Source organism: Nonomuraea composti (assembly GCF_012034275.1).
Classification (GTDB): domain Bacteria; phylum Actinomycetota; class Actinomycetes; order Streptosporangiales; family Streptosporangiaceae; genus Nonomuraea; species Nonomuraea composti.
This window is the reverse complement of sequence record NZ_JAATEP010000028.1, coordinates 90010-103477: the sequence shown is the minus strand read 5'-3', so window position 1 is coordinate 103477 and position 13468 is coordinate 90010. Positions and strand designations below refer to the sequence as shown.

Annotated in this window: 14 protein-coding genes; 5 read left to right on the top strand and 9 right to left on the bottom strand. The window is 71.8% G+C overall.

Annotation, left to right across the window (positions count from 1 at the left end; translation table 11 throughout):
* The first annotated feature begins 221 nt into the window (after positions 1-221).
* Positions 222-1229: an RNA polymerase subunit sigma-70 gene (locus tag HCN51_RS33595; protein ID WP_168015101.1), complete on the top strand. Its 1008-nt coding sequence runs from the start codon at positions 222-224 to the stop codon at positions 1227-1229.
* A 106-nt stretch (positions 1230-1335) separates the two neighbouring features.
* Here HCN51_RS33595 and HCN51_RS33590 read toward each other — a convergent pair whose 3' ends face one another.
* On the bottom strand, positions 1336-1920 hold the full coding sequence (locus HCN51_RS33590) for a dihydrofolate reductase family protein (RefSeq protein WP_168015099.1): 585 nt from the start codon (positions 1918-1920) through the stop codon (positions 1336-1338).
* 131 nt (positions 1921-2051) lie between these two features.
* On the opposite strand from HCN51_RS33590, the gene HCN51_RS33585 reads away from it, so the two are divergent.
* The gene (locus tag HCN51_RS33585) at positions 2052-2999 is read left to right on the top strand and encodes a quinone oxidoreductase family protein (RefSeq protein WP_168015097.1); all 948 of its coding nucleotides are present in this window, start codon (positions 2052-2054) and stop codon (positions 2997-2999) included.
* 244 nt (positions 3000-3243) lie between these two features.
* The gene (locus HCN51_RS33580; RefSeq protein ID WP_168015095.1) at positions 3244-3864 is read left to right on the top strand and encodes a LysE family transporter; all 621 of its coding nucleotides are present in this window, start codon (positions 3244-3246) and stop codon (positions 3862-3864) included.
* Between the two features lie 15 nt (positions 3865-3879).
* Here the strand turns inward: HCN51_RS33580 and HCN51_RS33575 are convergent, their stop codons facing one another.
* Genes HCN51_RS33575 through HCN51_RS33565 form a run of 3 tightly spaced genes read right to left on the bottom strand, consistent with a single transcriptional unit; the run spans position 3880 to position 6717 of the window.
* Positions 3880-5040 (bottom strand): PucR family transcriptional regulator, encoded by a 1161-nt coding sequence (locus HCN51_RS33575; protein ID WP_168015093.1) that lies wholly within the window; start codon positions 5038-5040, stop codon positions 3880-3882.
* Positions 5040-5831, bottom strand: coding sequence for an ABC transporter permease subunit (locus HCN51_RS33570; RefSeq protein WP_168015091.1), 792 nt, complete (start codon positions 5829-5831; stop codon positions 5040-5042). Before HCN51_RS33570 ends, HCN51_RS33575 begins: the two co-directional genes overlap by 1 nt.
* Entirely contained in the window at positions 5809-6717 is a 909-nt protein-coding gene (locus tag HCN51_RS33565) for an ABC transporter ATP-binding protein (protein WP_168015089.1), read from the bottom strand. The genes HCN51_RS33570 and HCN51_RS33565 overlap by 23 nt, the downstream gene beginning before the upstream one ends.
* A 143-nt stretch (positions 6718-6860) precedes the next feature.
* Between HCN51_RS33565 and HCN51_RS33560 the strand changes: the two genes are divergently transcribed.
* Entirely contained in the window at positions 6861-7148 is a 288-nt protein-coding gene (locus HCN51_RS33560) for an antitoxin (protein WP_168015087.1), read from the top strand.
* Between the two features lie 79 nt (positions 7149-7227).
* Here the strand turns inward: HCN51_RS33560 and HCN51_RS33555 are convergent, their stop codons facing one another.
* A complete protein-coding gene (locus tag HCN51_RS33555; protein ID WP_168015085.1) occupies positions 7228-8580 on the bottom strand; it encodes an MFS transporter in 1353 nt (450 codons plus the stop codon).
* A 125-nt stretch (positions 8581-8705) separates the two neighbouring features.
* Here HCN51_RS33555 and HCN51_RS33550 point away from each other — a divergent pair, with 125 nt between their 5' ends.
* Positions 8706-10193 carry a cobyric acid synthase gene (locus HCN51_RS33550; protein ID WP_168015083.1) on the top strand — a complete coding sequence of 496 codons (1488 nt, stop codon included), beginning with the start codon at positions 8706-8708 and terminating at the stop codon, positions 10191-10193.
* Between the two features lie 51 nt (positions 10194-10244).
* On the opposite strand, the gene HCN51_RS33545 is transcribed toward HCN51_RS33550, so the two are convergent.
* From HCN51_RS33545 to HCN51_RS33530, 4 genes are all read right to left on the bottom strand, one after another.
* On the bottom strand, positions 10245-11060 hold the full coding sequence (locus HCN51_RS33545; protein WP_168015081.1) for an SAM-dependent methyltransferase: 816 nt from the start codon (positions 11058-11060) through the stop codon (positions 10245-10247).
* Positions 11061-11148: 88 nt separating this feature from the next.
* Positions 11149-12150: a 1-acyl-sn-glycerol-3-phosphate acyltransferase gene (locus HCN51_RS33540; RefSeq protein WP_168015079.1), complete on the bottom strand. Its 1002-nt coding sequence runs from the start codon at positions 12148-12150 to the stop codon at positions 11149-11151.
* A gap of 24 nt (positions 12151-12174) precedes the next feature.
* On the bottom strand, positions 12175-12990 hold the full coding sequence (locus HCN51_RS33535; protein WP_168015077.1) for a patatin-like phospholipase family protein: 816 nt from the start codon (positions 12988-12990) through the stop codon (positions 12175-12177).
* Positions 12991-13031: 41 nt separating this feature from the next.
* Complete coding sequence (locus tag HCN51_RS33530) at positions 13032-13394, bottom strand: MerR family transcriptional regulator (RefSeq protein ID WP_080046030.1); 363 nt, start codon at positions 13392-13394, stop codon at positions 13032-13034.
* Positions 13395-13468 lie beyond the last annotated feature (74 nt).

Below are 13468 nucleotides of genomic sequence, written 5' to 3'. Positions count from 1 at the left end.
CCGCTGGGGCCTGACGACGGTGATGGCGGAGACGGGCGTTCCCCCGCTGGGGCCTGATGGCGGCGGTGGCGGGGGCCGTACCCGGGCGGCTTGGCCGGCGCGCAGCGGGGGTGAGCGAGCCGGTTCTCACGGCAGTACCACCTGCACCGCACCGCTCAGAAATCCGTCGCCACGTCGTCAGTTCTGGTACGCCCTCGCCACCCGCGGAAGGATTGACGACCATGAACGATGCCAGGCTGCTGGAGGACGACGGGGCCGCGTTCATCGCGGCGGCCCGCTCGAACGACGCGGCGCAGTTCGCGCTCATCACGGAGCGCTACCGGCATGAGCTGCAGGTGCACTGTTACCGGATGCTCGCGAACTACGAGGACGCCCAGGACCTGACGCAGGAGACGTTCCTGCGGGTGTGGCGCAAGCGGGAGTCGTTCAAGGGCCACGCCACGCTGCGGACCTGGCTGTACCGGATCGCGACGAACGCCTGCCTCGACTTCCTGGGCAAGCGCGACGACCGCATACCCGTGCCGGCCGAACTGCCGGGAGCGGGCTCGGAGGTGCACTACCTGCAGCCGTACCCGGACCGGATGCTTCCGGAGGATCCGCAGGAGTCGGTGGTGGCGCGGGAGACGATCGAGCTGGCGTTCGTCGTCGCCGTCCAGCACCTGCCGCCGCGGCAGCGGGCGGTGTTCGTCCTGCGTGACGTCCTCGGCTGGCCGGCGCCGAAGGTGGCGGGCGAGCTGGAGCTGACCGTCGCATCGGTGACGAGCGCCCTGCGGCGGGCGCGTGTGACGATGCGTGAGCAGCTGCCCGGGCGCCGCCTCGACTGGCGCAGCCCTGCCACGCACGAGCTGTCGGACGAGGAGCGCGGCGTGGTGAAGTCGTACATGGACGCTCACGAGCGCAACGACCTCGACGGGCTGACGGCTCTGCTGCGCGACGACCTGCGCTTCGCGATGCTGCCCGATCGGGGCACCCTGGTCGTCACGGCCAAGGACGCGGTGGACGGCTGGGTCTCCGGCGGGCTCTTCCAGCGTGGCTACGACGACTGGCGCTGCGTTCCCACGACGGTCAACCTCATGCCTGCCGCCGTGCTGTACCGGCGCACCCCCGACGACCCGGAGTACCGTCTGTTCAACATCGCGGTCCTGCGCATCGTCGACGGGAGGATCGCCGAGCTGACCGGGTTCGACGCCACGGACAAGCCATGGCTGGGTCTGCCCGCGACGCTCTGACCCATCGTTCTCACATTCGGCGAGGCGGTCCACGGCTCGCCGAGGGGCACGGTGAGCGCGCCGGCCCCGGGGCGGCGGCGTTACGAGCCGAGCGGGTGGCCCGTGCTCATCGTCTCCTCTCGTAGCGGGTCAGCACCACGCCGCCGGGGAACGTCCGCGTCTCGACCAGGCGGAGGTTCACCCAGCTGTCCAGCGCGGCGAAGAACGGCGTGCCGCCGCCCACCAGGACCGGGTGCGTGACGATCGTGTACTCGTCGATGAGCCCGGCCCGCATGGCCGCCCCGGCGAGTGTCGCGCCGCCGATGTCCATCGGGCCGCCGTCCTCGGCCTTGAGCCGGGCGATCTCGGCGACCGCGTCGCCGGTGACCAGGCGGGTGTTCCAGTCGACCTTGTCGATCGTGGACGAGAACACCACCTTCGGCATGTCCCGCCACAGGCGCGCGAACTCGATCTCCGCCGGGAGAGCGCCGGGCCGCTGGTCGGCGGTCGGCCAGTGGGAGCTCATCGCCTCCCACAGCTTGCGCCCGTACAGCGACAGCTCGCTCGCCCGCATCTGGTGGTACCACCACTGGAACAGCTCGGCGCTCGGCGACGAGTCCGGCCCCTCCCCTCCGCTCCAGCCGATGTCGTCGCCGGTGGCGGCGGTGTAGCCGTCCAGGGTCACGTTCATGCCGAAGATCAGTTTCCGCATCGTGCCAGCCTCTCGTGAGTCGATCTCACCCATACAGACGGGTACGGCGCGGAAACCTGGTCGGTGCACGATCCGCCCCCGCCTCGGTCCCCAAGTGGCACTGATCCCGACGGGAGGAGTTGACTAGGACCATGCATGCCATCATCGTCTCCGCCCCAGGCGGCCCAGAGGCTCTCGAATACGTCGAACGGCCCGACCCTGTCCCCGGTGACGGGGAGATCGTGGTCGACGTCGCCGCCAGTGGCGTGAACTTCATCGACATCTACCATCGCTCAGGCGCCTACCCCCTCCCTCTGCCCACGCCCATCGGCTCCGAAGGGGCGGGCACGGTCTCGGCCGTCGGGGCCGGGGTGGAGGGCGTCGCCGTCGGCGACACCGTCGCCTGGGCGAACGTTCTCGGCAGCTACGCCGAGAAGGCCGTCCTGCCGGCCCACCGGGCGGTGCCGGTGCCGGACGGGGTGCCGGCCGAGGTGGCGGCGGCGGCCATGTTGCAGGGGATGACGGCCCACTACCTGACCCACTCCACGCATGAGGTCAAGGAGGGCGACCAGGTGCTCGTGCACGCCGGGGCGGGCGGCATGGGGCAGCTGCTGATCCAGCTCGCCAAGCACAAGGGCGCCAAGGTCTACACCACGGTCTCCACCAGCGAGAAGGAGAAGCTGGCCAGGGAGGCGGGGGCGGACGAGGTGCTGCGTTACGACGACTTCGCCGAGGCACTGCGCGGCAAGATCGACGTGGTGTACGACGGGGTCGGCAAGGCCACGTTCGACGGCGGGCTTGAGGCGCTGCGCCCGCGCGGCCTCATGGCTCTGTACGGTGCCGCCAGCGGCCCCGTGCCGCCGTTCGACCCGCAGACGCTCAACAAGCAGGGCTCGCTCTTCCTCACCCGGCCGACGCTCGTCCACTACATCGCCGAACGGGAGGAGCTGCTGCGGCGGGCCTCCGACCTGTTCGGATGGATCACCGAGGGGCAGCTCACGATCAACATCTCCCACCGGTATCCGCTGGCGGAGGCGCGCCAGGCCCACGAGGACCTGGCCGGCCGCCGCACCACCGGGAAGCTGCTCCTGATCCCGTAGGAGGCGAGGGGTAAGGGTCCGAGGGCTCGGAGGTCCGGCGTTCGGGCTTCAAGGGCCCGAGCGCACGAGGCCCGGGCGCCGGAGCCGGGCGCGCGAGGGCCGGGAGCCAAGGGGCCGGGAGCCAAGGGGCCGGGAGCCAAGGGGCCGGAGGTCGGGGCCGGAGGTCGGCGCCGGAGGTCGGCGCCGGAGGTCGGGAGTCGAGGTCTCAGGAGTGGTCGTGAATGGCTGCTATAGCCTCGCGTTCGTGGACATCGCTGGATCTTTCTGGTCATTCGCCGCCGTCGTTGCCCTGCTCACCCTGACCCCCGGCCTCGACACGGCCCTGATCCTGCGTACGTCCCTGCTGGCCGGGCGGCGGCCGGCCTGGGGAGTGACGCTGGGCATCCAGCTCGGCACGCTCTGCTGGGGGGTGCTCACGGCGGCCGGGTTGTCGGCGCTGCTGGCCGCCTCCCAGCTCGCTTACGACGTGCTGCGCTGGGTGGGGGCGGCGTACCTCGTGTGGATGGGGCTGCGGATGCTGCTGACCAGGCACGCGCAGGCGCCGGAGGTGGAGCGGCAGGAGGAGCTGCGCTTCGGGAAGGGGTTGCGGCGGGGGCTGCTGACGAACCTGCTGAATCCCAAGGTGGGGGCGTTCTACGTGGCCATGTTGCCGCAGTTCATCCCGGCGCAGGCCCCGCATGCGGTGATGGGGCTGGCGCTGGCCGGGGTGCACGTGGTGGAGGGGCTCGTGTGGAGTGCGGTGCTGATCGGGTTCGCGTCGTGGATGGGCGGGGTGCTGCGCTCGCCGGCGGTGCGGCGGTTCCTCGATCGGCTGACCGGTGTGGTGATCGTGGGGTTCGGGGTACGGCTCGCCGTCAGCGAGTGAACCGGTGAGCCCTGGTCAGCCGGTTGGGGGCCAGCCGAGGAGGCGGGCGCCGAGGACGGCTGTCTCCAGGGTGAAGCGCTGGGTCGGGTCGTCCGGTGAGAAGCCGGTCAGGCGGCGGATGCGTTCCAGCCGGTACGTGACCGCCCGCGGGCTCACCTTCAGCCGTCGCGCCGCGGCCGTCTGGTTGCCGTGGGCGGCGAAGATGGCCTCCAGGGTCTCCAGGAGCGGCTCGTGCCCGCCCCTCGCCTCCAGCAGCGGGCTCAGCACGCTGTTCACCAGGTCCTCGATGGCGCTTCTGTCGCGCAGCAGCACGGGGAAGACCAGCAGGTCGGCGGCCTTGACCACGTCGATCGTGAGGCGGAGGCCGTCGGCCAGCTCCAGGGCCTGCGCGGCCTCGCGGTAGGAGGTCACCACTCCCCCGGGGCCCCGGTGGGCGCGGCCGATGCCGACGCGCCAGCCGGGCGGGAAGCGGGCGCGTACGTGGTGGGTGAACTCGCCCACGGCGGCGGGCAGGGTGGCGGGGGCCACGCACACCAGCAGCCCGTCCCGGACGGCGACGAGCACGTTGTGGGAGCCGAAGCGGGCGATGAGGTCGCGTTCGATGCGCCCCCAGTCCCGGCCGCCGGTACGGTCGCGGTCGCGGTCGCCAAGATCCCCCTCGCGCGCGGGACGGCCGCGAGCGTCGCCGCGCAGGCCAGGGGCGCCGTGCAGGCCGCGGGCGTCGTCGTGCCGGCCGCCAGCGCCCTCGTGCGCGCCGTGGTCAGCGGTGTGCAGGCCGCGGGCGACCGCGACCACGTACGACTCGGCGAGTCGCAGCCCGAAGTGCTCGGCCCGTTCCGCGAGCCGTTCGGCCCGCCCCTGGAGGAGGTCGTCGACGAACTCCCTGCGGGCCTCCTCCTCGTTGCGGATGGCGGCGAGCTGTGCCGCCTCGTACCCCTCCATGAGCGCGGAGACGGCCTTGCGCAGGGCGGGCAGCACTCCGGGGAGGTTTTCGCCGGCGGCGAGGGCGGCGTCCACGAGGGTGCGCAGCGGGACGCCCAGTTCGGCGGCCCTGGTGCCGGCGGCGCGGTAGGTGTCCAGGGCGTGCCGGTCGGGTAAGCGGCCTGTGGCCGCGTGGTCGGCCAGCCGCTGCCCGTGCCCCGCGAGCAGGTCGGCGGGCAGCTCGGAGATCGCCATCAGACTCCTACGTCACGCCTGTCGAAGGCGAGGACCGCGGTGAGCGCGAGTACGGCGGTCGCGCCCGCGAGGACAAGGTAGTCCCCGGCGGGCAGCCCGTCGTAGAGGGGCCGGCCTTCGGCGTAGTAGTGGAACGGCGAGACCCATTTGAGCCAGGCGACGGCGTCGAGGGAGCGGCCGACGGTGACGACGGTGTAGCCGGCCGCCGCCCAGACGCCCACGACGGCGGAGGCGACGACGCGGCGCCCGGTGGCGGCGCCGGCGGCCAGGGCGACCGTGCCGAAGAACAGGCCGAGCAGGAGCACTCCGAGGTGCCCGGCGAGGATCCGGTCGAAGGGGACCCCGGTCTCCATGAGCGCGCTCAGCCCTGCGGCGATGACGAACGTCGCGCCGGCGACCAGGAGCAGGCCCAGGGCGAGCGCGGCGAGCTTGTCGAGCACGAGCCGCCGCCGGTCCACGGGCAGGGTGACGACGAGCTCCAGGGTGCCGCTCTCCTCGGGCCCGGCGATCGCCCGGTTGGCCAGCAGGGTCGCGCACGCGATGAACAGCATGGGGACGAAGAGCTGGTAGACGACCGTCTGGAGGTATCCGGCGCCGGACACCATGTCGGTCATGCCGCCCATGAGATCGCGTAGCGGGCCGGGGAACTTGGCGACCGCGGCCGGCCCGTACACCTCGGGGTCCTGGCGGACGCTGCCGTAGACGGCCAGGTAGAGGGCGATGAAGGCGCCGATGCCGGCGCTCCACCAGATCAGCGGCCGCCGGTGGTCACGCAGGGTTCTGGTGATCATCGTGCTCCCCCTCGCTGTAGTAGGTCAGGAAGATCTCCTCCAGGTCCGGCTCGGCGCTGACCAGGTGGACGACGGTGAACCGGGCCGCGGCCTTGATCAGCGCGTCGGGCCGGCCGTCGATCGTGCAGCGCACGCTGGCCCCCTCGACGCGCAGGTCCCGTACGCCGGGCAGGTTCTCGAAGGCGGCGGGCGGGACGGGCGAGGCGAAGTGCAGCTCGACGCGGCGCACCGCCTTCTCGCGCAGCGCGGCGACGTTCTCGACGGCGACGAGCCGCCCGGCGCGGACGATGCCGACCCGGTCGGAGACGCTCTGCACCTCGGCCAGCACGTGCGAGGACATCAGCACGGTACGCCCGGACGCGCGCACCTCCCGCACCAGGGCGAGGAACTCCTGCTGCACCAGCGGGTCCAGCCCCATGGTCGGCTCGTCGAGGATGACGAACTCCGGCTCGTGCATGAACGCCTGGATCAGCCCGACCTTCTGCCTGTTGCCCTTGGAGAGCTTGCGCATCGGCACCGTCAGGTCGGCGTCGAACCGCTCGGCCAGCGCCTCGATGCGGGAGGCCGGCACGCCGCCGCGCATCCGGCCGAGGAAGCGCAGGTAGTCGATGGCCCGGTCGCGGCCCTCCAGGACGAGGTCGCCGGGCAGGTAACCGATCCTGGCGCGGGTGGCGGGCTCGCGCGGGGCGCCTCCGAGGACGCGTACCGAGCCGCGGGTGGGCCGGATGACGTCGAGCAGGAGGCGCAGCGTGGTGGTCTTGCCGGCGCCGTTCGGGCCCAGGTAGCCGAAGATCTCGCCCGGCTGGATGTCGAGCGTGAGGTCCTCCAGGCCGCGGCGCCTGCCGTAGTACTTGGTCAGGGCTTCCGCCTGTACCACTGCTGTCATGCCCGCATCGTCCCGCTCGCGGGGGCGAGGCGTCATGGGGCGAGTACGGCAGCTTGTGACCTGGTTCGCTTCCGGAGCCCGGCAAACATCATTCGAGGCTGCGGGGGTAGGGGGCGCACGTAGTCTGAAGAGGGGAATTGGTCATGAGCCGCATCGGAGAATGGCTGAAGAAGGCCGAAAACCTGGCCAGAGGGCACTCCAAGCAGGCCGACCAGGTGCTTGACCGCGCCGAGCGGTATGCGAAGGAGCGCACGGGCCACAAGTACGACGACAAGATCAGCAAGGGTGTGGACGCCGTGCAGCGCCGCTACGGCGGTGGCGGCACGCCTGGGGAGACGGGTACCCCTGGTGCCGGTGAGCAGCGGCCGCCGTACCCGCCGCAGCAGCAGCCGTACTCGCAGGAGGAGCGCGAGCGCCGCTCGCAGGGCTGACGGCGAGAGGGGCGTGGCCGCCTCACAGGCCACGCCCCTCAGCTCGTCAGAGGCTCGTCAGAGGCTCGTCGACGGCTCGTCAACGGCCGGCGGCCTCCATGACCCGGCGCGCGTCCCGCTCGAAGGACGCCCTGGCGCCCAGCGTGAGCAGCCCGCCGGCGGCCATGGGCAGCACCAGGACGTACATGCCGGTCAGCAGCGACCCGAACTGGTCGGAGGCGATGCCGACGACCAGCGACCCGAACGCGGTCCCGGCCGTGAGCAGCAGTTGCAGCACGGCGAAGCCGAGGCCGCGCGAGGCGGCCGGCACGACGTCGGCCAGGCAGGCCGTCATGTTGGGGATCGCGATCGACATGAGCGAGCACGCCACCAGCACCAGCGCCGTGAGGGCGGCGAGCGAGTCCATGGACAGCGCGCCGGCCAGCACGAGCGAGCCGGCCGTGATGCCGCTGCCGCCCGCCAGGAGCCGGCCGCCCTTGCGGGTGCCGTGCCACTTCCGGCCCAGCCACGAGCCGACGAGGGTGCCGATCAGGGTGCCGGCGATGGTGATGAGGCCGCTGAGCGAGCCGGCCGCGCCGACGCCGGCCCCGAAGCCGCGCACCATGAGGGTGGGCAGCCAGAAGAAGACGCCGGCCAGGCCGAGGCTGAGCAGCGCCAGCCCGGCGCAGACGAAGAGCAGGGTGGGGATGGCCACCACCTGGCGCAGCTGCGCCCAGAACGGCGGCTTGACCTGCGAGGCGGGCGTCTCGGCGGCCATCCCGGCGGGCGCCTCAGCAAGCGTCTCGGCGGGCGCTTCGCCAGCGGCGACGAGCCGGTCGAGCTCGCCGCGCCGCGGCTCGCGCAGGAACCACACGAGCAGCGCCGTGAGCACGCCCGGCACGACCATGATGAGGAACGCGGTGCGCCACGAGAACGCTTCGGCCAGCACGCCGCCGAGCAGGGTGCCGACGCCGCCGAGGTACGTGGTCACGCGGGTGAGCCCGTACGCTTTGGCGCGGCTGACGGGCGGGTAGTAGTCGGCGAGGAGGCTGCCGGCGGCGGGGTTGTCGATGTTCTCGGCGGCGGCCAGGAAGACCCGCATGAGGTAGAACATGGCGAAGCCGGTGGCCAGGCCGGAGCCGAGGGTGGCGATGGCCCAGCAGAAGACGACGATCGCGATGATGCGGGTGCGGCTGAAGCGGTCCGCCAGGTATCCGGCGGGCAGCGACACGACGACCGCGGCCAGCGCGGCGGCGGTCGGGATGGAGCCGGCGGCGGTGTCGCTGAAGCCCCATTCCTTCTGTATGAGCGGGAGCACGCCCGACAGGAGGTTGTGCTCGATCCGGTCCACTAGTCCGACGATGAAGAGCACCACGAGGGGTGCCCAGCCGAATGGTGCGCGGGACTGCGCGTTGATGGTGCCTGTACGCGGCGAACCGAACGTCCCGACCATGCCCACCCTTTCCGTAGGGAAATCTAGAATTGCGTTCTAGGGCAATGTTCTAGCCAGAGTGGCAGAAGTCACAGCGTTCGTAAATGGTGAATTACTGGGAATTTGCCTCCGTGTACCGTGATCCCATGGTCAAGGGGGCATTGCTGGTCGCGGGCACCACATCCGACGCGGGCAAGAGCGTGGTCACGGCGGGCATCTGCCGCTGGCTGGCCCGCCAGGGCGTCAGCGTGGCGCCCTACAAGGCGCAGAACATGTCGCTGAACTCGTACGTCACCGCCGACGGCGCCGAGATCGGCCGCGCCCAGGCCATGCAGGCGCAGGCGTGCGGCCTCGAACCCGTCGCCGACATGAACCCGATCCTCCTCAAACCGGGCAGCGACCGCCGCAGCCAGGTCGTCCTCATGGGCCGCCCGGTGGCGGACGTGGACGCCATGGAGTACGGCGCGCTCAAGGACCTGCTGCGCACCTCGGCCCTGGAGGCGCTGGAGCGGCTGCGCGCCCGCTACGACGTGGTGGTGTGCGAGGGCGCGGGCAGCCCCGCCGAGATCAACCTGCGCCGCGGCGACATCGCCAACATGGGCCTGGCCAGGGCCGCGAACCTGCCGGTGATCGTGGTCGGCGACATCGACAGGGGCGGGGTGTTCGCCGCGTTCTACGGCACGGTGGGCCTGCTGGACGCCGCCGACCAGGCGCACGTGGCCGGGTTCGTGGTCAACAAGTTCAGGGGCGCGAAGGAGCTGCTGGAGCCGGGGCTCGACATGATCAGGCAGCTGACCGGGCGGGCCGTGTACGGGGTGCTGCCCTGGCTCGACGGGCTCTGGCTCGACGTCGAGGACTCACTGGCGCTCGACAGCCGCCACGTCCCCCTGCGCGCCCCGTACGGCCGGCAGACCCTGCGCGTGGCGGTCGTGCGGCTGCCCAGGATCTCCAACTTCACCGACGTGGACGCGCTGGCCGCCGAGCCGGGCGTCGTGGTGCGGTTCGCCACCGATCCGGTCGAGCTGGACGACGCCGACCTGGTCGTGCTGCCCGGCTCCCGCGCCACCGTCTCCGACCTGGACTGGCTGCGCGAGAGCGGCCTGGCGGCGGCCATCAGCGCCAGGAAGGGGCCGGTCCTGGGGATCTGCGGCGGGTTCCAGATGCTGGCCGAGGAGATCGTGGACGAGGTCGAGTCGGGCGCGGGCCGCGTCGAGGGGCTGGGCGTCCTGCCGGTACGGGTGACGTTCGGGCGGGAGAAGCGGCTGGCCAGGCCCGAGGGGACGGCCTACGGGCAGCCGGTGCGGGCCTACGAGATCCACCACGGGGTGGCCACGGTCGAAGGGGGCGAGCCGTTCCTCGACGGCTGCCGGGTGGGCGACGTCTGGGGCACCACGTGGCACGGCGCCCTGGAGAACGACGGCTTCCGCCGCGCCTTCCTCGCCGACGTGGCGGCGCGGGCCGGGCGCGACTTCGTCCCCGACCCGGCCACCGACTTCGCGGGGTTGCGCGAGCGGCGGCTCGACGCGCTCGGCGACCTGGTCGAGCAGCATCTCGACACGGACGCGCTGCTCCGCCTCATCGACCAGGGCCCGCCCGTGACCCTGCCCACGCTGCCGCCGGGGGTCGTCCGGTAGAACGGCGCCCGGGACCGTGCGGCCGGGCGACGCGCGGCCCACCAGCGAGCGTTACGGCTTGCGGCCCACCACGCCGTACTGGAACACCTCGCGATCGGTGAAGCTGGTCCCCGGCTCGGGCCGCCACTTCGGCAGCGACACCAGCCCCGGCTCGACCAGCTTCATGCCCTCGAAGAAGGCCAGCAGTTCCTCCTCGGTGCGCAGGGCGAGCGGGGTCGCGCCGCTGGCGTTCCAGCGGGCGGCGGCCTCCTCCATGGAAGGGCTGCGCAGGCTGTGCGCGATCGCCAGGTAGCTGCCGGACGGCAGCGCGTCGAGCAGCGTGCTCACGGAGGCGTGCGCCTGCGCGGCGTCGGGGACGAACTCCAGCACGCCCATCAGCATCAGCGCGATCGGACGGGAGAAGTCGAGCGTGCGCTTGGCCTCGCGCAGGATGGTGTCCGGATCGCGCAGGTCGGCGTCGATGTAGTCGGTCTCGCCCTCCTCGGTGCCGACCAGCAGGGCGCGGGCGTGGACGAGCACGATGGGGTCGTTGTCGACGTACACGATGCGGGCCGCCGGGTTGACCGCCTGGGCCACGCCGTGGGTGTTGCTCTCGGTCGGGATGCCGGTGCCCACGTCGAGGAACTGGTCGATGCCGCACTCGCCGGTCAGGTATCGGACGGCGCGGCCGATGAACTCGCGCTCGGCGCGGGCGTTGACCGGCAGGTCCGGCATGACCTTGACGATCTCGTCACCGACCGCGCGGTCGGGCGCGTAGTTGTCCTTGCCCCCCAGCCAGTAGTCCCACACGCGAGCCGGGTGCGGGACGGAGGTGTCGATGCGGGCCAGCTCCGCCGCCCTGTCGATCTTCTTGGGCGCGTCGCCCATCAATGTCTCCCCGGTGGCATTCACTTCGATTCGTCTCAGAGATCAACCTAGACGCTCACAGCCTGACATGCGGGACGAATCCGCACGTTCAGCCCCTCCTGGCGGCCACGTGTTGCGCCGTGATCCACTCGTCGATCTGCTCCCAGTGGTCGTACAGCCAGCGGATCCTCTCCTCCCGGCCGCGCGGGACGTGGTCGGCGGGCACGCGCCACCACTTCGCGGTGATGTGTGCGCGGATGGGCAGGTAGCGCCAGATGTCGTGCAGGGTGACCAGGTCGTCGAGGCCGGTGTGCGCGACGAAGACGACGTCGGCCGACGGGCACGCCTCGATGGCCGCGATCGCGCCGTTCGGGCGGGGCGGGAGCAGGTGGTTCATGCCGCGCGCCCGCTCCGCCTCGGCATGCAGCCCCTTCTCCTCCAGGCGATGGATGGCCTTCTGGCGGCGGCGCGGGGTGAAGTTCCCGCCCTCCGGGAAGATCACGAGGGCGTCCTGGCCGCTCATGGTGGCGGCCAGGCGGCGGATCTCCTCGATCACGAGCGTCTGGCCGGACTTGCGGGGGACGAACGCGTTCGGCAGCCGGTTGATGACGACGTCGAGCGAGGGGTCGTACTGGAGCGCGGCCTTCATGACGATGCGCGGCCGGCGCTCGTAGCGCTCCAGGAGGTGGTGGATCAGCAGGAACGAGTCGCCGGGGCCCGCGTGCCTGGACAGCACGATGATCGGCCTGGCGACCCCCGACTCGTCCGGCAGGTCCGGCTTCTCGATGTCCACGCGCAGCTGGAAGATGTGCACGGCGGTCGTGTAGACCTTCTCCAGGAACCACTTGATCAGCTCGTAGTGGCGCTCCTGCCGCCGGGCCCCGCCCGCCACCCACAGCCACAGGCAGGCCACCAGCACGGCCGACTCCAGCGTCAGCCACACCACCAGGAACCACACGAACCTCGCGCTCCTGCGCTGCGGCGGCGGCAGCCGGAGCGCGGCGGCGGCCGCGACGACCAGCCAGAACGGCAGCGTCAGCACCATGAACACGGTCACCACGATGACCAGCGGCGCCAGCACGAGCCTGCGCAGGATCCGAGGTGGAAGCACCGAAGCCCCCTTCAGCGTCTCCCTTCATCCTGCCCTGTTCCGCAGGTAGCCGCGTGACGCCTCGTAGGAGCGCTCGATGCAGGCGGAGATCTGCGACACGTCGCGGTAGCGCAGCGGCGAGAGCGGCTCGGTCACGCCCGACGGCAGCACGTGCACCTCCACGCCGGGCGGCAGCGTGGCCAGGTCCTCGGCGAACCGGTGGCGGCGGGCGATCTCGAACGCCACCATGCCCACCTCCCAGAACCGCCGCGGCGGCGACAGCGGGCGCTCGATGCGGCCGACGTGCAGGACGAAGACCCGCTTCGCCCCGAGCTGCACGGCCCGGCCGATGGGGATGCTGTGCACCAGCCCGCCGTCGTAGAAGTGCTCGCCGCCGATCACGACCGGCGGCAGCAGCCCGGGCACCGCGCACGACGCCAGCACCGCGTCCACCAGCGGCCCGCGGACGAACCAGTGCGCCGCCGCCCGCTCGACCGAGGCCGCCACGCACTGGAACGGCACGGCCAGCTCCTCGATGCGCGAAACCCGGACGGTCCTGCTCAGCACCGCACGTAGCGGACTGGCCGGGTGCAGATGGGTGCCCGTCCTGGCGAGCGTGGACAACCGGGACACCCAGGACCCGGCGAACGCCGTACGGACGACGTCGGACTGCCACAGACCGGTCAGCCGGGCGACCGCCTCGGCGGGGTCGGCGGCGATGACGGCCCCGTTCAGGGCGCCGACGGAGGTGCCCACGACGAGGTCGGGGCGGATGCCCGCCTCGTCGAGCGCGCGCAGCATGCCCACCTCGTACGCGCCGAGCACGCCCCCACCACCGAGCACGAACGCGGTCTCGGCCATGGTGGAATTCTGCACCTTACGCGGGAATCGTCATAACAGGCTCACCTGGGGCAGGTTCGCCCCTCGTAGACCGAGGCCGCGTTGATCATCGAGTCGAGCCGGTCGCGGGTCCTGACCAGGTCGTCGATCCGCTCCTCGATGCGCCGCTGCTCGGCCCGCAGCCGCTCCAGCAGCTCGGGCGTCACCTCGCCGCTCGCCACGCACGGCATGATCGGCTCGATCGAGCGGCTCGGCAGCCCGGCCGCGTAGAGGTGCTGGATCATCCGCACCCGGTCCACCGCGTTCTCGGGATACACGCGCTGCCCGCTGGGGGTGCGCTCCGGGACGAGCAGCCGCTGCTCCTCGTAGTAACGCAGCGCGCGCACGCTCACCCCGGTCCTGGCGGCCAGCTCGCCGATCCTCATGAGTGACCCTCCTCACAACACTTGCCTCTGACGTCAACGTGAGGTTTTAGCGTATCCGCACACCCCTCACTCAG